Source organism: Maribellus mangrovi (genome assembly GCF_037646455.1).
Taxonomy (GTDB): Bacteria; Bacteroidota; Bacteroidia; order Bacteroidales; family Prolixibacteraceae; genus Draconibacterium; species Draconibacterium mangrovi_A.
The window spans coordinates 1,020,750-1,043,106 of record NZ_JBBIXN010000001.1 but is presented as its reverse complement, the minus strand read 5'-3'; the positions used below and the strand labels follow the sequence as shown (position 1 = coordinate 1,043,106).

Annotated in this window: 15 protein-coding genes; 9 read left to right on the top strand and 6 right to left on the bottom strand. The window is 42.8% G+C overall.

All coding sequences use genetic code 11. From position 1 onward, the window contains the following. Positions 1–157 precede the first annotated feature (157 nt). From WFY05_RS03950 to metF, 5 genes are all read left to right on the top strand, one after another. Positions 158–1,321, top strand: coding sequence for a homocysteine biosynthesis protein (locus WFY05_RS03950; protein WP_340111425.1), 1,164 nt, complete (start codon positions 158–160; stop codon positions 1,319–1,321). Then, the gene (locus tag WFY05_RS03945; protein ID WP_340111424.1) at positions 1,314–1,724 is read left to right on the top strand and encodes an NIL domain-containing protein; all 411 of its coding nucleotides are present in this window, start codon (positions 1,314–1,316) and stop codon (positions 1,722–1,724) included. The genes WFY05_RS03950 and WFY05_RS03945 overlap by 8 nt, the downstream gene beginning before the upstream one ends. Next, complete coding sequence (locus WFY05_RS03940) at positions 1,724–2,476, top strand: UPF0280 family protein (protein ID WP_340111423.1); 753 nt, start codon at positions 1,724–1,726, stop codon at positions 2,474–2,476. The genes WFY05_RS03945 and WFY05_RS03940 overlap by 1 nt, the downstream gene beginning before the upstream one ends. A gap of 114 nt (positions 2,477–2,590) precedes the next feature. Next, positions 2,591–6,259: a methionine synthase gene (metH, locus tag WFY05_RS03935; RefSeq protein WP_340111422.1), complete on the top strand. Its 3,669-nt coding sequence runs from the start codon at positions 2,591–2,593 to the stop codon at positions 6,257–6,259. A 156-nt stretch (positions 6,260–6,415) separates the two neighbouring features. Next, positions 6,416–7,369 carry a methylenetetrahydrofolate reductase [NAD(P)H] gene (metF, locus tag WFY05_RS03930; protein WP_340111421.1) on the top strand — a complete coding sequence of 318 codons (954 nt, stop codon included), beginning with the start codon at positions 6,416–6,418 and terminating at the stop codon, positions 7,367–7,369. 73 nt (positions 7,370–7,442) lie between these two features. Here metF and WFY05_RS03925 read toward each other — a convergent pair whose 3' ends face one another. The 5 genes from WFY05_RS03925 to WFY05_RS03905 form a co-directional block, all read right to left on the bottom strand. Beyond that, a complete protein-coding gene (locus tag WFY05_RS03925) occupies positions 7,443–8,492 on the bottom strand; it encodes a DUF4837 family protein (protein WP_340111420.1) in 1,050 nt (349 codons plus the stop codon). A 163-nt stretch (positions 8,493–8,655) separates the two neighbouring features. Next, entirely contained in the window at positions 8,656–8,856 is a 201-nt protein-coding gene (tatA, locus tag WFY05_RS03920) for a twin-arginine translocase TatA/TatE family subunit (protein WP_340111419.1), read from the bottom strand. 44 nt (positions 8,857–8,900) lie between these two features. Further along, the gene (gene rseP / locus WFY05_RS03915) at positions 8,901–10,238 is read right to left on the bottom strand and encodes an RIP metalloprotease RseP (RefSeq protein WP_340111418.1); all 1,338 of its coding nucleotides are present in this window, start codon (positions 10,236–10,238) and stop codon (positions 8,901–8,903) included. Positions 10,239–10,253: 15 nt separating this feature from the next. After that, entirely contained in the window at positions 10,254–11,417 is a 1,164-nt protein-coding gene (locus tag WFY05_RS03910; RefSeq protein WP_340111417.1) for a 1-deoxy-D-xylulose-5-phosphate reductoisomerase, read from the bottom strand. A gap of 30 nt (positions 11,418–11,447) precedes the next feature. Further along, positions 11,448–12,299 (bottom strand): M23 family metallopeptidase, encoded by an 852-nt coding sequence (locus WFY05_RS03905; protein WP_340111416.1) that lies wholly within the window; start codon positions 12,297–12,299, stop codon positions 11,448–11,450. Between the two features lie 198 nt (positions 12,300–12,497). On the opposite strand from WFY05_RS03905, the gene pepE reads away from it, so the two are divergent. Beyond that, the gene (pepE, locus tag WFY05_RS03900) at positions 12,498–13,205 is read left to right on the top strand and encodes a dipeptidase PepE (RefSeq protein ID WP_340111415.1); all 708 of its coding nucleotides are present in this window, start codon (positions 12,498–12,500) and stop codon (positions 13,203–13,205) included. Between the two features lie 151 nt (positions 13,206–13,356). Then, complete coding sequence (locus WFY05_RS03895) at positions 13,357–14,943, top strand: aspartate:alanine exchanger family transporter (protein ID WP_340111414.1); 1,587 nt, start codon at positions 13,357–13,359, stop codon at positions 14,941–14,943. Positions 14,944–14,952: 9 nt separating this feature from the next. On the opposite strand, the gene WFY05_RS03890 is transcribed toward WFY05_RS03895, so the two are convergent. Next, positions 14,953–16,401, bottom strand: coding sequence for a glycoside hydrolase family 32 protein (locus tag WFY05_RS03890; protein WP_340111413.1), 1,449 nt, complete (start codon positions 16,399–16,401; stop codon positions 14,953–14,955). Between the two features lie 599 nt (positions 16,402–17,000). Here WFY05_RS03890 and WFY05_RS03885 point away from each other — a divergent pair. Then, entirely contained in the window at positions 17,001–19,445 is a 2,445-nt protein-coding gene (locus WFY05_RS03885; RefSeq protein WP_340111412.1) for a T9SS type A sorting domain-containing protein, read from the top strand. A gap of 371 nt (positions 19,446–19,816) precedes the next feature. Then, a complete protein-coding gene (locus WFY05_RS03880; RefSeq protein WP_340111411.1) occupies positions 19,817–22,288 on the top strand; it encodes a T9SS type A sorting domain-containing protein in 2,472 nt (823 codons plus the stop codon). Positions 22,289–22,357 lie beyond the last annotated feature (69 nt).

The following is a 22,357-nucleotide window of genomic DNA, read 5'->3' as shown; positions in this document are numbered from 1 at the left end:
TGCACGGGGCGAATATGTGCATGCACAAGCGGTACTAACCGCGTATCAAAATAGCATCGTAAAAAATTCCATTAACAAAATTAAACATGAAGATTGAAGCTGATTTCGGTGATGTCATGCTCCGACTTAGAGCTTCCAACTTCCGACTTTATAAAATATGTCGAAAACAAAATCGTACGAAGAAATTAACCAAAAACTTAAGGCCGGGAAAGCAGTTGTACTAACCGCCGAAGAAGTTTCGGAGATGGCCAAAGAGCTGTCGCCCGAAGAAATAGTTGAAAAAGTAGACGTGGTAACCACAGCCACTTTCGGAGCGATGTGCTCATCAGGTGCCATCATTAATTTTGGTCATGCCGATCCTCCAATCCGAATGGAAAAGATCAGGTTGAACGGAGTTCCCTGTTACGAAGGACTGGCGGCTGTTGATTCCTACATCGGGGCAACTGCCTGCGATCCGGAACGCCCTGAATATGGCGGAGCACATGTTATTCAGGATCTGCTGGAAGGTAAGGATGTTTTGCTCGAAGCCTGGGCAAAAGGCACCGATTGTTACCCGCGAAAACACATCAAAACCAGGATTAATATCAATACTGTAAATGAGTTCACACTGTTTAATCCGCGCAATGCCTACCAGAATTACAATGTGGCTGTTAACACCACAAAAACCATAAAACACACTTACATGGGTACTTTGCTGCCCAACCTGCGAAACGCTACTTATTCCACTTCGGGCGAACTGAGTCCGTTGATCAACGATCCGGAGTTTAAAACCATTGGCCTTGGAACACGAATTTTCCTGGGAGGAACGCAGGGATTTGTGGTTTGGCCGGGAACACAGTTTCACACCACCAAACCCAAAAACGAATTTGGTGTGCCGGTGACCAACGCTGCAACCATTGCAGTTATGGGGAATTTAAAAGAAATGTCGGCCGATTACATTCAGGCGGCCTACTACGAAAAATACGGGGTAAGTATGTTTGTAGGTATCGGAATTCCGATTCCGGTGTTGAATGCGGACATTGCCAAACGCGTATCAATCAACAACAGCCAGATCGAAACTTCCGTGCTCGATTACGGGACGGTGGGAACGCCCAAGCTGGGCCAGGTGACTTATGAACAACTTCGTTCGGGGTCAATAAAAGTGAAAGGGAAAAAGATCCGCACAGCACCGGTAGCCAGTTTGTCGAAAGCACGCAAGATTGCCGATGAACTTAAAAAATGGTTGCTGAATGGCGATTTTGAAGTGAGTAAACCGGTTCAGATGTTCCCGCAAAACACCGCATTAAATGGTTTAAAAGAAACGGAGGTTGATAATGATTAAGAAAAGATACATTCTGAATTTCCCGCCCGAGAGCGGTGACAAAGCTTTTACATATCACCTGGTAAAAGATTACGATGTTCGGATTAACATTCTGAAAGCTGAAGTTTATCCCGGCAAACGAGGTAGTTTGTTGCTTGAACTGCAGGGGAAAAAGGACAATATAGAGAAAGGGGTTGAATACATTAAAAGCCACAAAATTGTATGCGAATCGCTGGATAAACGCATTCATTTTCAAAGTGAAAAATGTATCGATTGCGGCAACTGTACCGCCGTTTGTTTTGCCGGTGCGCTTACTATGGACAAGCAGTCGTGGAACCTCGATTTCAATAAGGATAAATGTGTGGTTTGCGAACTTTGCATCCCGGCCTGCCCGTTAAACCTTTTTAAAATTGATTTTCAGTAATGAATCTTTTTGAAGAACGAACATACCGTACCCAGTTTAATACTGAACGTTTTAAAGGATTCGAGGTGAAGCACCTTGAAACGGATCTTTGGGTTGGAGTTGATCCGGGGTCATTCGATGAAAAAATGGAAGGTTTAGTATTGGAAAAAATCAAAAGCTTACGGAAAATATTTGATAAATACATTGAAGAAGAGCCTTTTTTCAAGAAGAGTTTAAAGCCTTTTCAGCCCGCAGAAATTGCGCCTGCAGAAGCAAAAGAGATGGCACATGCAGCCGAAAAAGCCGGGATCGGACCAATGTCGGCAGTAGCTGGTTTGTTTGCCCGTGAAGTGGGCGAAGAAATTCGTCGAAACTTTTCGGTAAAGGAACTGTTAATTGAAAACGGCGGCGATATTTACCTGTTTTTACAGGATGAACTGGTATTGTCGGTTTTTGCCGGCGAATCAATTCTTTCGGAACGGATTGGCCTTGTAATTCCTGCAGCGGCGAACGCTTTTGGTGTTTGTACCTCGGCCGGAACAGTAGGCCCTTCGTTGAGTTATGGAAAAGCCGATGCAGTTGTGGTTGTTTGCGAAGATATTTTGCTGGCCGATGCTTTGGCTACAGCACTTGGGAACCTGGTAAAATCGCCCGATCATGTGCAGAAAGTGATCAACAAAGCAGACAAATATCCCGAAATCCAGTCGCTGCTGATTATTTGCGAAGATAAGATTGGGATTAAAGGGGAGAATGAAATTAGGATATTGAAATAGCCTTTGTGTACCTTTATGTTTCCGTGGTGCAACTTTGTGTAATTGATTACCACAGAGAGCCACTAAGCAGACTCAGAGAACGCAGAGTTTAAAAGCAAGAAAACAAAACAGACGATGACTTCAAAAAAAGATATAAGAAAAGAACTTAAGACCCGGGTACTGGTGATGGACGGGGCCATGGGATCATTGATACAGGAATACAAATTAACCGATGCCGATTATCATGGCGAACGGCTAAAAAATCATCCGAATGATCAGAAAGGGAACAACGATATTCTATCGATCACACATCCCGAGATCATAAAAGAAATACATCGTAAGTACCTGGAAGCCGGTGCCGATATTTTGCTGACCAATACGTTTAATGCAACACGAATTTCGCAGGCCGATTATGGTACTGAGGATCTGGTGTATGAAATGAACAAGGTTTCTGCAGAAATTGCCGGTGGTCTTGCTGCAGAATTTACGGCCAGAAATCCGGATAAGCCACGATTTGTAGCCGGATCGCTGGGGCCGACCAATAAAACATTATCGCTGTCGCCTGATGTGAACGACCCCGGTTATCGTGCAGTTAGTTTCGATGAGGTGAAATCTGCTTATCGCGAACAGGTAGAAGGCCTGCTGGATGGTGGAGTTGATCTGCTTTTAATAGAAACCATTTTTGATACCTTGAACGGAAAAGCCGCCATATTTGCCATTGAAGATGCACTGGAGGCACACGGGATTAATCTTCCGCTGATGGTTTCCGGAACGATCACTGATGCCAGCGGTCGTACGCTTTCGGGACAAACACTTGAGGCTTTTCTTAATTCGGTTTCGCATGTTGAATTGTTGAGTATCGGCTTGAACTGTTCGTTGGGGGCCAGCGATTTGCGTCCCTATGTTCAGGAACTGTCAAAAAAAGCACCGTTCCATATTAGTGCACACCCCAATGCCGGATTGCCCAATCAGTTTGGCGAATACGACGAAACCCCGGAGATCATGGCCGGTTACATTAAAGACTATCTCGACAATAATTTTGTAAATATTATTGGTGGATGTTGCGGAACAACACCCGATCATATTCGTGCTTTTGCCGAGTTGGCGGCACAGGCCAAACCACATCAATTGGTTGCTTCTTCAACCAACACAAAACTGAGTGGAATGGAGCCGGTGACCATCACCGAGAACACCAACTTTGTAAATATTGGTGAACGTTGTAATGTGGCAGGCTCAAAAAAATTTGCCCGCTTGATCAGCGAAGAAAAATATGAAGAGGCACTCTCGATAGCACGCTCTCAGGTTGAAAATGGTGCCCAGGTGATTGATGTGAACATGGACGATGCCATGCTCGATGCAGAAAAGGAGATGGTGACTTTTCTGAACCTGATCATGTCTGAGCCCGATATTGCCAAATTGCCGATCATGATTGATTCTTCAAAATGGAAGGTGATCGAGGCCGGACTAAAATGTTTGCAGGGGAAAGCTATTGTCAACTCCATCAGTTTAAAAGAAGGAGAAGAAGTTTTTATTCAGCAGGCAAAAACCATTAAAAAATATGGCGCCGCTGTAATTGTAATGGCTTTTGATGAAAAAGGCCAGGCTGATAATACCGAGCGGCGCAAAGAAATTTGCACGCGAGCCTATAAAATACTGACTGAGCAAGTACATTTCCCGCCACAGGATATCATTTTCGATCCGAATGTACTCACCATCGGAACCGGAATTGAAGAGCACAACAATTATGCGGTTTCGTTTATCGAATCGGTAAAGTGGATCAAGGAAAACCTGCCACTGGCTAAGGTAAGTGCAGGAGTGAGTAACGTGTCGTTTTCGTTCCGCGGGAACAATGTAGTACGCGAAGCCATGCACTCGGTATTTCTTTTTCACGCCATCAATGCCGGTCTCGACATGGGGATCGTAAATCCGGGAATGTTACAGATTTACGACGAAATTCCCAAAGATCTGCTCGAAAAGGTAGAAGATATAGTTTTAAACCGCAGGCCAGATGCCACCGAGCGTTTGCTCGAATTTGCGGAAACTTTAAAAGCTTCGGGCAAAAAAGAGGAGAAGAAAGACGAATGGCGTGAACTACCACTGGAAAAGCGGATTGAACATTCGCTGGTAAAAGGTTTGCCTGAGTTTGTGGATGAAGATATAAACGAAGCGCTTCAGAAATATTCACCGGCACTCGAAATAATCGAAGGTCCGCTGATGGATGGAATGAATGTAGTAGGCGACCTGTTTGGATCGGGTAAAATGTTTCTTCCGCAGGTGATAAAATCAGCGCGAGTAATGAAAAAAGCGGTGGCTATATTATTGCCATACATTGAAGCCGATAAAGCAAAATTCAAAAACTCAACAGCACAGAAAAAGGTATTGATGGCGACCGTAAAAGGCGATGTCCACGATATTGGTAAAAATATTGTTGGAGTGGTGTTGGGGTGTAATAATTACGAGATCATCGATCTTGGAGTAATGGTGCCCACCGAAAAAATTCTGGATGAAGCCGTCAAAAATAATGTCGATGTAATTGGGTTGAGTGGTCTTATAACACCGTCGCTTGAAATTATGGTGGATATTGCCAAAGAAATGGAACGACGCAAAATGGATATTCCAGTTTTGATTGGCGGTGCTACAACATCTAAAATTCATACTGCGGTTAAAATCGAACCTGAATATTCAAATCCCGTGGTGCATGTAAAAGATGCTTCGCTGGCGGTAAACGTTGTTTCGAACCTGATCGCAAAAAATCAAAAATACATTGATGCGGTTAAGGCCGATTACGAGAATGTTCGCCAGTTCCAGGGTCAAAGGAAGGCAAAAGAATACCTAAGTTTGGACGAAGCGCGTGCGAATCGTTACGTTTCTGATTGGGATAAAACACCGATTTACAAACCTAATTTTACCGGGGTAAAACACCTGATTGATTTCCCGCTTGAAGAACTCCGCAATTACATTGACTGGACTTTCTTTTTTATTACCTGGGGATTGAAAGGGCATTATCCCGCGATTTTTGCGGATGAGAAACAAGGTGAGGCTGCCAAAAAGCTTTACCTGGAAGCCAATGAATTTCTGGATGAGATCATCGGAAAGAAAATGTTGCAGGCGAATGCAGCTTTCGGCATATGGCCGGCCAATGCCGACATGGACGATGTTGTTCTGTACTCGGATGAAGAGCGATCTGAAGAGATTGGCAGGTTTTACAATTTACGTCAGCAGGAAAAGAAAAAAGGCGATAGCCCGAACCTGAATTTGTCGGATTTTGTGGCACCGATCGAATCGGGCAAAATCGATTATTGTGGCGGTTTTGCCACCACTGCTGGAATTGGAATAGAAAAGTGGAAAGATAAATACCGCGAAGAGAACAACGATTATAAAGCCATTATGCTGGAAGCACTGGCCGATCGCTTGAGCGAGGCTTTTGCCGAATTGTTGCACCTCGAAGTTCGTAAAAACTACTGGGGATATGTCCCCGACGAAAACCTTTCGATGGATGATATTTTGAAGGTAAAATACCAAGGAATTCGCCCGGCGCTGGGTTATCCGGCATGTCCAGAACATTCCGAGAAACGAAATCTTTTCAATTTGATCAGGGCTGAAGAAGTGGGGATTAAACTGACCGAGCATTACGCCATGTATCCGAATGCATCGGTTTCGGGCGAGTATTTTGTGCATCCCGAATCGCGTTATTTCAGCCTCGAAAAAGTGGGAAAAGACCAGGTTCAGGATTACGCCAAACGGAAAGGTGAAACGGTTGAATTTATCGAGAAATTTCTGCCCACCAACCTGAACTACAAATAGCAGAAAAATAGTCCGTACAAACGAACTCAGTAAAGCACAGTTTCGTAGAATAAGATACGGTTAAAAAACGGGGATATTAGAAGGATTGAACAGGATTTAAATACCATAAAGTACTATTTTGCAAGCTTTGAATTTCAATAAAAACTGAACAGACAAATGAAGGTTATCGACACCATAAATGCAGCTAAGAGCACGGTTTTTTCTTTCGAACTTTTGCCGCCTTTAAAAGGCAATGATGTTTCGCGACTTTACCGCACGATTGAAAGCCTTACGGAATTCGATCCGAAATACATTAACATTACCACACACCGCGATGAGATAGAGTTTAAGGAACTGGTGGACGGCACGATTGTAAAACGTACGGTTCGGAAACGACCGGGAACAGTGGCAATAGCTGCCGCTATTCAACATAAATACGGAATTCCGGTGGTGCCACATATTTTGTGTGGAGGATTTACAAAAAGTGAAACCGAGCATGTTTTGATCGATCTGAATTTTCTGGGGATAAACAATGTCCTTGCGCTGCGGGGCGATGGCATTAAAGGCCAGCATGTATTTAAACCCACTGAGAATGGAAATACAAATGCCAGTGAACTGGTGGAACAAATTGTTAACCTGGGAAAAGGTAAATACCTCGAAGGAGATTTGAAAAACAATGCTGCTCTTGATTTTTGTATTGGGGTTGCCGGTTATCCCGAAAAGCATTTTGAAGCACCCAACCTGGATTCGGACATGGCCTTTTTGAAACAAAAGGTTGATGCGGGTGCCGACTACATTGTAACACAAATGTTTTTTGACAACCAGGTATATTACGAGTTTGTGGACAAATGCCGGGCTGCCGGAATTACAGTTCCAATCATTCCGGGAATCAAACCCATCAACCTGAAAAATCAGCTGACAGTGCTGCCCAAAATTTTTAGCATCGATCTTCCGTCGGAACTTTCGAAAGAGCTGGCGAAATGCAAAAATAACGACGAAGCCCGGGAAGTTGGAACCGAGTGGGCCATTTATCAATCAAAAGATCTGGTGGCCAACAATGCACCGTCACTGCATATCTATACTTACGGAGTTTCCGATAACGTGAGCAAAATTGTAAGAGCCGTTTTTTAAAAGATAATTCCCAAAAAAAGAGCCTTGAAAATTAAATTTTCAAGGCTCTTTTTTTGTATTAAAATATCCGGTCTTAACCCTCAACGTTAATCTCCAGTTCTTCCTGCTTATTCAGTTTGTCGTTATCTTTCTGGTTATTCAGTTTTAAAGAGTAGATCATGGCTTCTACTTGACGCAACAGGTTACGCTTTTCTTTACTTGGGGCATAAACAAAACCAAAAGCGTTTATCACACGCTGGTTGGCGACATCCAGTTCCGAGAGTGCCACATAAGGACCACCCATAAAATCATTTTCAAGTCGCCACAAACCACGCATTTCTGCCGCATAATTTCCGTTGTGTCGTTGTACATTGAACACTTGATCGAGTCTTTTTTCGGTAGACATGTAACTTCCGTCAGTTGGTCCTTCAACCTGGGCTTTTAAAATACTGTCGCGAATAGGCAACTGATAATTAATTGTAAATGCACTGTCCGATACAAACGGATGAATATAAATTATGATGCCCTGGAAAATTTCGGGTGTATCGTATTGAATCCAGATAAAGTCTTTTGCCTGTTTCACAATCCTAAAACCCGGAGGAACTTTCATGGTGATTCCAAAGTCCTGACTGAGTGTATTTAATACCGCTTTTTCATGAACGCGATTGTAGTTCATGGTGTTGCGTTCTTTCTCAGCCGCCAGGAAATAAGAAAGTATCTTGTCTTTGTTCTCGTTAAAAAGCTCAACAAATTTTTCGGGTGTTTTGGCACTTATTTGTACCGTGGCTTGCGGATAAGCCCAAACGTCGTCGGTAAACTTTACACCTTCCTTATCAACATTGGGCGAAATACTTGTTTGAAGGATGTTTCGGGTGGTTTTAAAGATCTGTTTAAAAGCGTTGTGCGGCACATCGATCAGATCGAACAGCGGCTCTTCCTGCGGCAACATGACTTGTGGCTGCGCCAGGATTTCGCGAATGACGTTCCCGGGCTCTTTGTCCCATGCATCTTTCGAAATTACCACCACAAGTTCACCTGCATTACCAGTAATGTTTTTACGCAGAGTTGTGTCGTTGCTTCCGCACGAAAAAAGAAGTGTGGACAGCACAATGAAAATAAATAAGGGATAGATCTTTGAATTCATAGTGTTGAGCTTTAAATGAGTTTGATGTAAACTTACAAAAACCTTACCAATCTGTTTTCGGAATAAAGCATATTAAAGGCTGAAATTGAAATTGTTACTGCGGTGAGGCAACAAAAAATCCCGCTCTGTTTGAGCGGGATTGAGAATATCATTTTTGATATTATTATTTTTCAATTTTATCCGTATCGGCTTTCTTGTCTTCAGTATCTTCCTCTTTTGTGGCGTTTTTAAATTCTTTCATTCCCTTGCCCAATCCTTTCATCAATTCCGGAATTTTACGGCCACCGAACAGAAGCAAAACAATAATCAGGATGATTATGATCTCCTGTGGTCCTATGAAGCCTGCTATTATAAATAAGTTCATTATACTTTGTTAATTGGTTCGACAACAAAAATAGAAATATTTTGCTAAAATGTTCCGTTAATCATTTTTATTATATCATTTGCATTGGCATAAAGCACCAGGGCCAGCAAAAGCACCATTCCGGCAATTTGGGCATACTCCAGGAACTTTTCTCCGGGCTTGCGTCCGGTAATGATCTCACCCATTAAAAACATCACGTGCCCGCCATCGAGAGCCGGGATCGGTAAGAGGTTCATAATGGCAAGAATGATGGAAATAAAGGCGGTCATGGTCCAGAAATGCGCCCAGTCCCAGGTAGGGGCAAAAATGTTTCCGATGGTGGCAAATCCTCCCAGCGATTCGTAGGCCTTTGTTTCTTTCTTAAAGAAAAGCTTGAACTGTTTCAGGTAATTTCCGGTAGTTTCCACACCACGTTTTATTCCTGCCGGAATCGATTCAAGGAATCCGTATTTAATCGTTTTGAACTCGAAGATATCGGGATTGTTAAACGCCGCATTAAAGCCTATCTTCCCGTCTTCAGTCACATCAACAGTTTTGTGCATCTGCTGACCGTTGCGGGTGAAACTCATGTCGATTTGCGAACCTGCTTTTGATTCGAGATACGCGGTGAACTGATCGTAAAACTCGAAGGATTTACCATCAACAGTACTCAGAACATCACCTACTTCGAGGCCTGATTTTGCAGCCGGATAATCTTTGGCAAGTTTACCGATTTGAATGTCGTAAGGAATACGCTCTTCCCAAATGCCTTTGCTTTTTAGAAGAAGCGCCAGGTCGGCGTCCGTGATTTCCACATCCATTCTTTGTCCGTTACGTTCAACCTGAACGGTTTTGGCGCCATCAAGGACAATGGTGGGTACAATTTTACTGAACTGTTCGATGTGCTGGTTATCGACCGTAAGAATTTTGTCGCCGGTTTTAAAGCCGATCTTTTCTCCGGTTTCGTTCACCACAATACCATATTTTACATTATCGGTAGGCAGGTATTGTTCGCCCCATGCATATAGTACTGCAATGTATATGACCATCGCAAAAAGGAAATTCATCAATACACCACCAACCATGATCAACAATCGTTGCCACGCCGGTTTTGAGCGAAATTCCCAGGGTTTCGGAGGCTGTTTCATGGCTTCCTTGTCCATTGATTCGTCGATCATTCCCGAAATTTTTACGTAACCGCCAAGCGGCACCCAGCCAATTCCGTATTCGGTATCACCTTTTTTTACCTTGAACAGTGAAAACCACGGATCGAAAAAGAGGTAAAACTTTTCGACACGTGTTTTAAATAAACGCGCAAACATAAAGTGACCTGCTTCGTGCAGAACCACCAAAATAGATAAGCTTAAAAGTAATTGTGCGGTTTTTATTAATATCGATTCCATTAACTAACTTTTCTCCTAATTTTTGTTTCCTGATGTTAACAACTCGGTCACCCTTCTTGTTTCAATGTTGGTTTGAATTAAATCGTCTAAGTCCGGATTTTTCATGAAATCCATTGTATTCATGACCTTTTCAATAATCTCGGGCATCTTCAAAAACTTAATCCGTCCCTTTAAAAAAGCTTCCACTACCACTTCGTTCGCTGCATTCAGGATGCACGGCAAATTGCCGCCTTTTTCCATGGCCTCGAAAGCGAGTGCAAGGTTACGAAAAATTTTTGTATTAGGCGGTTCAAAGTCCAGCGTCGGGTAATCCAGAAAGTTGAAACGAGGGAAATTATTTGCCATGCGTTGCGGAAATCCCATGGCATATTGGATTGGTAGTTTCATATCGGGCAATCCCATTTGCGCTTTCATCGATCCGTCTTCAAATTGAACGACGGAGTGAATTATCGATTGCGGATGTACGATCACGTCAATTTTTTCGGAGGGCAAGCCAAATAACCAGTGCGCTTCAATCACTTCAAAACCCTTGTTCATCAGTGTGGCCGAGTCGATTGTTATTTTTGCACCCATGTCCCAGTTAGGGTGTGCCAGTGCACGCTCAACCGTAACATCTTTAAGTTCATCCAACGATTTTCCGCGGAACGGACCACCTGAACAGGTGAGGTAGATCTTTTCAATCGGATTCATGAATTCGCCCACCAAACACTGAAAAATTGCCGAGTGTTCCGAATCCACCGGAAGCAGGTCGACCTGCTTCTCGCGGGCTTTTTTTGTTATTATTTCGCCAGCAACAACAAGTGTTTCCTTGTTTGCCAGGGCGATGTTTTTACCGGCCTTAACCGCATTGTAGGTTGGTATCAATCCCGAGTATCCCACCATGGCAGTAAGGACCAGGTCGATAGTATCCATTTCCACGATCTGGGCAAGCGCTTCATTGCCGGCATACACTTTTATATCTTCATCAATTAAAGCTTCCGAAACATGTATATACTTTTCTTTGTTGGCAATAACCACAACATTTGGCTGGTACTTTTTGGCCTGCTGAATAAGCAATTCAACATTGTTATTCGCGGTCAGTACCTCCACCTCAAAATCATCAGGATTCTGATCTATAACCTCCAGTGATTGTGTCCCGATGGAGCCGGTAGAGCCTAGAATTGCAATACGTTTCTTCATTTGAATAAATATGCTGCCTGTTCTTGTCGTTTAAAAATCAATAAATTGTTCCGGATCCAGTGCTGTTCCGTTGTTCCATAGTTCAAAATGCAAGTGTGCGCCGCTGGATAACTCTCCGGTATTACCGATGATTGCAATAGCCTCCCCGGCTTTTACTTTGTCGCCGGTCTTTTTTAACAGCTCGGCATTGTGTTTATACACCGATACCAGGTCCGATTCATGCTGAACATAGATCACATATCCGGTGTTAAGTGTCCAGCCTGAAAAAATTACTGTGCCGTCGAGAACCGAAGAAATACGGGCGTTTACTTCGCTAACGATATCGATGCCAAAATGGTCGGGCTCGGCATTAAAATGCTCAGTGACGACTCCTCTAACCGGAATAAAAAAGTGCATCTGATTCAGACTAACGGCATTGCCATTCTCATTTTTCAACGACAAACTGAGCTGTTCGGCCAGCAGTTCATCCTGAAAAACAGAATCGTGGTTGTATTGCTGGAATTCAATGTTGGTAGTTGGTGCTTCCGCCCGCATGGTTTGATCATCCTCCGGGACTTCTCCAGCCATAATGGCCTGAATACCTTTAAAAAACTGATCGCGCTTCTGAAGTTCCATCTCCAGCGAATCGACAACCAGCGCATTGCGGACTAACATTTGCCGGTATTCGGCTTTTGGATATCCCGGGATGTATTCGCGCAAACCGGTTGTGGCGATCAATAAGATAACCAGAACAACAATAATGGCAGATAAAAGACTCGTTAGAGTAAACACTTTCAAGCGTGAGAGTTTCATGCTCCAAACGGATTGAAAAGTGGTGTCGTTGTAAATGATCAGCCTGTACTGGTTCTTTAATTTCGAATAAAACTTCTTCTTTTCTTCCACCCCCTGAATAATTTAAGGCAACAAATTTAGTAAGAATTGGAAAAATGCACTGATTATTAGCTTTTTTTAATATTTGCATTTCATCCATTCCGAGAAACAAACAATTATCATTGCCCGAGATCGATATTATTCGGTTATTGTGCGGCGAAAACAGGAAATTAATTGAAATCAAAATACACACAATAAATTCCACAAATCATGAAATTACTACTGATTAGCAATTCAACAATGCCGGGCGAAGCGTACCTGGATTATCCAAAACACGAAATCAAGAAATTTTTAGGCGAAAAACCATTGAATGTTGTTTTCGTACCCTATGCTGCAGTAACTTTTTCGTTCGACGAGTATACCCGAAAAGTGGAAGAACGTTTTGCCGAGATTGGGCATAAGGTCGTTGGGATACATACTTTTAAAGATCCGGTTAAAGCTATTGAGCAGGCAGAAGCGATTGTTGTTGGTGGTGGAAATACCTGGCAGTTGGTGCGCATGATGCACGATAAAAAACTGATGAATCCGATCAAGGAAAGAGCTTTTTACGGTATTCCTTACATTGGCTGGAGTGCGGGTTCGAATGTGGCTTGTCCGACTTTACGTACCACCAACGATATGCCAATTATTGATCCGATGGGTTTTGATTGCATCGCAATGATCCCGTTTCAAATTAACCCGCATTACCTTGATGCCAATCCTGAAGGTCATGGTGGCGAAACCCGCGAACAGCGAATCAGCGAGTTTATCGAAATAAACCCGGATTGTTATGTGGTCGGTTTGCGTGAAGGTACCATGTTTAAGGCAGAAGACGGTACGATTGAACTCATAGGAGACCGTTCGTGCCGAATATTCAAAAAAGGACAGAAACCGATCGAACTTTCTACAGGCGACGATTTTAGCTTTTTGATGAAATAGTTTGATTCCTCAGAAGGTTAAATTCCTGTGATTATTCTTTTTTTGCGCAGGTTTTGAAATTTTAGATTCCCTTAATAAACACACATAAGCGCCCGGATTTAAAAGTGGGTGATTGCAATTCACTAACTTTGCATGAAAATTCGGCTAAAAAATGGAGCTACTTTCAAACAGCTATTTTGCGCTGTTGCTAATCATTGCCCTGGGATTTATTTTAGGCAGGATAAAAATATTCGGGCTTTCGCTCGATGTTTCTGCTGTTATTTTTGTGGCCCTTGTTTTTGGGCATTACGGTGTTATTATTCCCAAAGACTTTCAGTACCTGGGATTGGTGTTGTTTATTTTTACCATCGGTATCCAGGCCGGTCCGGGATTTTTTGAAGCCTTTAAGAAGGAGGGCCGTCAACTTGCTTCTTTTGCTGGTTTACTCATCATTATCGCGTCGCTGGTTACTCTGCTAATCATTGTGGTTTTTGGAGTCGACACCAATATCGCAGTCGGACTTTTTACAGGAGCGCTTACAAGTACACCGGGTTTGGCAGCTGCCATCGATTTTACCGGTTCTCCGTTGTCATCGATTGGTTATGGTGTTGGTTATCCCTTTGGGGTGATCGGGGTGATTCTTTTCATTCGCTTTTTGCCAAAAATACTGCGTTCGTCGGTAAAAGCTGCAGAAGATGATTTTAACTCAAAACTCAGCGAGGAATATCCCGAGATACTTCGCCGTAATTTCAGGGTGGAAAATGAGAATGTGATCGGCAAAACTATTGGCGGTCTGCGCATCCGTTTTATGACCAAAGCGGTTGTTTCACGGATTTTGCATGAAGAAGTTGCAGTTACTCCGTCGGCTGAAACAGTTTTGCATAAAGGAGACGTTATAAAAGCTGTGGGGACCGAACAAGCCCTGAAGAACATGGAACTTTTGATCGGCCCTGTTACCGACGTGGAAATTCCTCTGGATCCAAAATACGATGTACGCACTGTTTTTGTAACCAACAAAGAGGTGGTTAATAAAACCATCGGGCAACTTAATTTGCTGCATACCTACAATGCCACCATCACTCGAATTCGACGTGCCGGTATCAACATTTCTCCTTCGCCAAGTTCGAAACTACGGTTTGGCGATAAGCTGGTGATTGCCAGCAGTAAAGCTAATATGGAAATTGTATCGCGAATATTTGGCGACGATCAGAAACGTTTGTCCGATACCGATATTTTGCCCATTGCGTTGGGGATAATTCTGGGTGTATTTGTTGGAAAAATCAGCATTAATTTGGGAAGTTTCTCGTTTAGTGCCGGACTAACGGGTGGCGTATTGATTGTAGCTTTGGTGTTGAGCCGGATAGGAAAAACAGGACCGATTATCTGGACAATGACCGGTGCCGCAAATCAGTTGATCCGACAATTGGGCTTGTTGCTTTTTTTGGCTTCAGTAGGAACAGGGGCCGGAGCAAATATTGTTGAGACATTCGAGCAATACGGAGTTGAACTTTTCCTTTACGGCGCAGCCATAACCATAGTCCCCATGCTTATTGCGGGACTGGCCGGGAAATACCTTTTTAAAATGAATGTTTTGGCATTAATGGGAGCCATCAGCGGAAGTATGACGAGTACGCCCGGACTGGCAGCTGCCGATTCAATGACCGACAGCAATGCCCATTCTATTGCTTACGCCACGGTTTATCCGCTGGCCATGGTATTACTGATCGTTTGTGTGCAGTTGATAACTATGTTCTTTTAGTGCAAACGTTTAGTTTTCCCAGATGGAACTTAGCTTAAAAGCTTCAAGTTTTATGACTTCCAACTCGCCACCGGTAGTAACTAACACAACTTCGTCGGCTTTTTCGCTTGGAACAAAACAGTTGGAAACAACGGCCTGACCATCGTTGGCGTATATCTCAATCGACGTACGGTCGATCAGTATTTCCAGCTTAATTTTATTGTCGATGGGTGGCAACGGAACGGTAGATCCAAGCACTGTTAGAACACCACGCTTCACATTGTATAAAACCTCGGTTCCCGGATCTTTTGACCCGTGACGTACCATAAATCCAAAATTATCGCATGTTTTAAGATCAAATTCTCCGATGATGTGCAGACAGTCGCCCGAAACGTTTTTTACTTTGTTCTGCTTAATTCCCGGGATGATGTTTTTGTTTTCCCAAGAGCGTCCCTTATCGTGAAGCATTTCGATTTCAGAAATTGGTTTCCGAATTAGTTTGTAACCAGCCGCAAACTTAGTAACCGATAATTCTGATGGAAACGACATCTGTCCGTTGAACGGCATTTCGGGGTAATCTCCTCCGCGCATCCATGCAATTTGAATGGTCCTTCCATCAACTTCCGGAATATTGCTCCAGGTTTGCGTGGCGTAATAGTTTTTACCCCAGTCGCTTTTCATTCTTCCTGAAGATGGAGTGAACATTTCCCCGTCAAAATCTCCGAGAAGATAAGTGCCGTCGCCATCAAACATAACCCAAACTGTTTCGTCGGGTCGGTTGGTTACTGTGAACTCAACCAAATCGGGGCATTCAAAAAATCCGGGTATATGGCTTTTCCATTTCCAGTCGGTAAGGTTCTCCGATGTATAAATCGAAATGCCTCTTGAATTGTCATTCTCGGTGAGTTTTCGGTACAGAACCATGACGTATTTTTGCGTGGGAGCATGCCAAAAAACTTTCGGATCGCGGGCATCGTCGATGGCATCGAAGGGAATAATAGGATTGTTTTCGTATTTCTCCCAGGTTCTTCCTTTGTCGGTGCTATAGGCGATACGTTGTCCGCAATGTTGGCTGGTGTAGAACGCAACTAGTGTTTTGGTTTCGTCGTTTTGTTTTCCCAGCAAATTGTTTTTATCGACTATTGCCGACCCCGAAAAAGCAGTACAACGCTCTTTATCTGTCGAGTTTTCGTCCGGAAAGATTGCGATCGGCAGGTGTTCCCAGTGAATAAGATCTTTACTAACAGCGTGCCCCCAGTGCATGTAACCCCATTCGTTCCCATTTGGATTATGCTGGTAAAACAAGTGGTATTCTTCATCGTAGTACACCAGACCATTCGGATCGTTCATCCAGTTCACAGGCGGCGTAAAATGGTACTGCGGCCTGTATTCTTCATCATATTCTTTCGTGTTCGACTTATCAACACCCGGGGTAAAAGCCAGCAGACCAGCGAGTAAAACTGTTAATAAAATATTCATGAATCAGACTGTTGATATTTATGTTTATGGACTTAAACATAGAAAAAAAATTTGCTCAATTAAAAATAATCTTTACATTTACTCTCACAAACCCATAAATGTAAAACCGTTCTTTGATTGACGCTTTGATTTTCAAACAATTTTAATCCACAGTAAAGGCTCGCTGATGTTGATCAGTGTTCTCAGGATTTTTTGTCGAAAATGATCAGTATACAACCCAATTAACTGATCAGTATAGGGAGAAATTTCATCGACGCGAAATTTGTCTCGTCTGCTCCGGGCAAAATTTGTCCCGGTTTTCAGCAAGAAAATATTGTAGTGTTCATCAAAGAACAGTGACTTTTGTGCTATGAACTGTAGAAAACACAAACCCGATAATAAGTAGATTACAGAGTCGCTTTCCGAAAGGAAATGAGTTCTTTTTTTATTGATTTAAGTAGTTGGAAGTTCCGGAAACGTTTGTTACAAACCCACTGTTTTAAAATTACAAACCCATTAAAACAGGTACATCGTTGAAGTAATTTCCGACCCATGCCGAAACACCTTTGCGCTTATTGGTTGGTCGGCGTGGTGAATTACAAACCCTAATTTAAATTGTAATGAGACGCTTTTTAATTATTGCTTTGGTACTTTTTGACGCTTTAAGTACCATGGCCCAGAAGCATGTGCAGGAGAGGATCCCCAGTGGGAGTGCTCCGATCAATATCGCTTCACAAGAGAGTAGAAAATCATTTATCGCACCCCTGGATTTTAACCTGAAATCAGGAACCGTTCTGAAATCAGATTTCCAGGTGGAATTTGTTGATTTCCCCGAAAACGCGAAATCCGCATTTTTGTATGCTATTTCCATTTATGAAAACCTGATCTCATCGGACGTGCCGATCAAAGTTCAGGCAAAATGGCAAAAAATGGGCTCTAACGTTTTGGCTCACAGTTCACCAAGTTCTTTCTACAAGAATTTCGACGGAGCGCGTGTGTCGGATGTGTATTATCCGGTAGCCCTGGTAGAAAAACTTTCAGGGAAGGACATGAACGGAGCCGAAGCAGATATCATCTGTACCTTTAACGGGAACATGGAATGGTACCTGGGAACAAATGGCAACGGTCCGTCTGATGAGTACGACTTTGTTACTGTGGCGCTTCACGAGCTTGTTCACGGACTCGGTTTCTCCGGATTTTTCGACGTTGATAATGGTGTTGGTGATCTCAAGAATGCTCAACATCAGCCCAGTATTTACGACTGGTACATTTATCAAAACAACTTGCAGGTTTGCGATCATGATCATTTCGATATGCCTTCATCGGAACTTAGCGATGCTTTGCAGTCGGGAGCTTTGAAACTGTCAGGGAATGATGGTGCAGAGATTGAAAAAGTTTACGCGCCTAAAAACTGGAACGACGGATCGAGCATTTATCATTACAATGAAAGCGGATTCGAACGTGGTGATGCCAATGCTTTAATGAGTCCTTATGTTTTTAAAGGCGAAGCCATTCACTACCCCGGCGATAAAACTTTAAAAGTATTAGCCGATCTGGGTTGGAAATCAATGAATGTTGATGGTCTGCGTATCAAAGATTTTGAAGAACCGGTGGCCATTCTTCCGGTTTCGGTTGAAGTGAGCAGCGAACTCAAAATTGATAGTTCATCGGTTACGTTTACGTATTCAACCGACAGATTCACAAGCTCAAAAACAGTAAAACTTGCATACAACAAGTCGACCAAAAAATTTGAATCGGAGGTTCCTCTTTCAATAAACAGAGGAAATGTACAGTATTATTACTCAACAAGTACGAATTCGAAAGTGAAATTTACCTGCCCCGATAATGCACCGGAGAAAATGTATACATTCAGAATCGGACAAGATTATTATCCGCCAAAACTGAATCATAATCCACTAAAACTGTTAACCACTGCTAATCCGGTTCTCGATATGAAAGCCATTGCATCGGACAATGTGGGCATCGAGTCGGTTAGTGTCATTTACCGTATAAACGGAATTAATCAGGATCCTTTTCAGCTAAAACTTCAGGGACAGGATGTTTACACCGGACAATTGCAACTGCCTGCAGGTTTAACCCAAGCGGATGTAATTGAATACCGTGTATTGGCAGTAGACAATACCCAGCGCGGGAACAAAAGATATTTGCCAACATCGGGGTATTACCCGGTTGAGGTGTTCGAGTCGGCCAAACCGGTTAGGTCGTACACCAATAGTTTCGATGAATACACTGAAGATTTTGAAATCTCAGATTTCGAGATTACGAATCCAATAGGTTTCTCAAGTGGTGTGCTTCACACCTTGAATCCATATCCGCAATCGAGCGTTGAAAACGAAAAATACAACCTGATCGCACAGCTAAAATTCCCGGTAATTATAGCCCAAAATGGCGAAATGAGTTTTGATGAGGTGGTTCTTGTTGAACCCGGCGAATTGGGAACTGTCTATACTGAAGATCTTTTCTGGGATTTCGTAATTGTTGAAGGTAGCAAGGACAACGGAAAAAGTTGGTTGCCTGTTACTGAAGGATACGACTCGGGTGCCGATGTATTGTGGAATTCGCATTTTACCAATAATCTGAAAAGTTCGGTTTCGGCAGCAAGCGGCTCCGAAAGCATGTTTCTACGTCAAACGATCGATCTCACTGCCGATACTCCTTTTGAGGAAGGAGATACCGTATTGTTTCGTTTTCGTTTGGCATCTGACCAACAGGTTACCGGTTGGGGTTGGGCCATCGACAACCTGGAAATACAGAAAAGTGTAAAAACCGAAGCAGATGAAACACTTGCCGATATTAACGTTTCCATTTATCCGAATCCTTTCCAAAACAGCATTTTTGTCGACGGAATTGAATCAGATGGATCGGACCTGGAAGTTACGGTTACCGACCTTTACGGGAAAACCGTATTTCGCGAAATCCGTTACGGTTCGGCTTTTAGCAATAGAATTAAAATCGATTTGCCTAATGTTGCTCCTGGCATCTACCTGGCAAGTATAACAGATAATCAATCCCTCACAATTAATCAAAAAATCATAAAAAATTAGCATTATGAGTAGTTTAATGATCATTGCCTTTTTTATGGCATTCACCGGATTTATAACCTCGTTGATTACGCTGTACAAAATGGTAAATAAGAAAAAAGCGCAAAGGTTACCAAATTAGATGATTGGTATTACAACCTTAAATTAGGGAGATGCCGGAATTTTATTCCGGCATTTTTTTTGCCTCGATACTGTTTAAAATAAAGTGAACAGTTTGTTTTTAATCAGAAAAATCGAACTTTTGTATCGTTTTTTGGTTAGTGTTATTGCATTTTGCGATGCACTTTTTAGGGATGAAATGTAAAAAGAGTAAAGTTAAAAGCTGAAAATCAACCAACTTTTGGATGATCAGCAATTGAAAGCAATTTTAAACAATGAAGATAGGTTTATTTACAGTTCTGTTTTTGTCCATTGTGAGCTCCCTTGCCGCACAGCCACTTAAAAGTATCCGGGGAACTGATGTTCCTTGTCCCTTATGTGTGGCCTCGGGAACGGTTGAAAAATCATATATCCCACCACCGGCCGATTTCCTTTTAAAATCAACAGGTTCAAAGAGTAATTTTGTTGTGGAATATGGTACCGGATTTCCAGCTGCTGCAAAACCGGCTTTGGACACGGCGGTTGCCATTTGGGAAAGCATCCTGGAATCGGATATGCCCATTCATTTGCGTGTGACCTGGAGTCCGGGATTGGGAACAAATACGTTGGCATCCTGCGGCCCGGAAACTTACTATTCAAATTTTAAAGATGCCCCGCTTAAAGACAGGTATTATGCTGTTGCTATCGCCGAAAAAATTGCCGGTGAAGAACTCAACGGAGTTACACGACCCGATATTGAAGCAACATTCAGTAGTCGTATTAGCTGGTATTATGGAACCGACGGAAACACTCCAGAAGATAAATATGATTTTGTTTCGGTGGCGCTGCACGAAATTGCGCATGGTTTGGGATTTGCAGGTTTTTTCTTTGTTGAATCGGATTTAGGCGGATATGCCTATTACGAGTTTGGCGATGCTACCACATACGATGTTTTGGTAGAAAGACTCTCAGGTGCTAAGTTGCTGGATCATCATTTGTTTTCAAATCCTTCAACTGAATTGGAAAGTGCCCTTACCGGCAGTTTATACGCCAACAGTCCAGTCGCCAAGAAACGGAATTCGAGAGTACGTCCTAAACTATATGCACCTTCACCATTCGACGCCGGCTCCAGCATTAATCACCTGGATGACGATACTTATCGTACAGGCAACGAGAATTCTTTGATGACCCATGCCGTTGGAATGGGCGAAGCCATTCACGATCCCGGTCCGTTAACACGAGGAATTATGGAGGATATTGGCTGGACAAATCTGATTATCCGGCATACTCCGGTAAAAGATAAAGAAGAGGTGACTCTGTTGAATTTTACGGCAAATATCGACAGTTATTACGACATTGAAGAAGGTTCAGTTCGGGTCATTTATTCAACAGATCATTTTGAAACAACTCAGGATACGCTGGTTTTAACCGCTTCGGGAAATGGAGAAGATTTTTTTGCAAGTCTGGAACCTGAAGGTGACAATGATATCCAATATTTTCTGGAAGCGGGCGACATTAACGGACGTGTGAGAACCTCGCCATGGAACGCACCCGATTCGTTACACAATGTACACTTTGGCCCCGATAATAAAGCGCCGGTTATTTCAAGCAATGTTATTCCGTATTTTTTGCTGCGTGGAGAACCGCTTGAAGTTACTGCCAAGATCGATGATAATTTAGGTTTGGACACCGCCTATGTTACTTATTCCATTAACGGTGTGGCACAAACTTCTTTCGGACTGAGTCTGGAATCGGGAACCACATATACAGGAACTTTTAATTTCCAGCTGGATGAACTTCAGGATGGAGATTCAGTCACTTATAATATTGTGGCGTTGGATGCTTCTTCGAACCAAAACATGGCGGTTTATCCCGAAGCAGATGCACTGGAGTTCAGGGTGGAACAAATTTATCAGCCAACAACGAATTATGAGACTGATTTCAATACAAAAAATGCAGCATTTATTATATCTGACTTCTCAGTATATACGGCCGAAGACTTTAACGACGGAGCACTTCATAGCCCGCATCCATACGAAAGCCCGAATACCGATAACAAAGACCTTAATTTTTCAACCTTTTTAAAGTATCCGATCATTATACAGGAAGATGGAGATATGTCGTTCGATGAGGTGGTTTTGGTGGAGCCCGGAGAATTTTCGGCAAGTTATGGCGATGATGAGTTCTGGGACTATGTAATCGTTGAGGGGAGTAAAGATTATGGTGAAACGTGGTATCCGCTTGCTGATGGTTACGATTCGGGCGATAATCCTACCTGGGAACAAAACTACAATGAGGGCATTGCTACCGGATCTCAGGACTCGGATACAAAAGGAACTGCCGACTGGTTTGTTACCCGCGAGATTTCATTGCTTGAAAACGGTAATTTTGCTGTTGGAGATACAATTCTCATTCGCTTTCGCCTGTATTCCGATCCTTATGCACATGGCTGGGGCTGGGCCATCGACAATTTAAGGATTCAGTATCCGCTGGCCGCTGCAACCGTTTTATCGCCGGGGCAGGTGAATGTTTATCCCAATCCTTTTAGCAGTACCATCCGGGTTGAGTTGTATCCCGAGAGTGTGTTGAACGAGGTTCGAATTGAAGTTTTTGACATGTACGGAAGAAAGCTTCACGAAATCAATCGCCGGAATCAGATGGAATTGAAAGAGACAATCGACCTTCAGAAATACAGCAACGGCTTATATCTGATCAAGGTAAGTGAAAACGGTTTACCCGTACTTTCAAAGAAAATGATTAAGAACTAAAAATTTACGTTCGCTTTAAATTTCAAACCAAAAACTATAGAATTGCTTTTATTTTAAAATATAATTCTA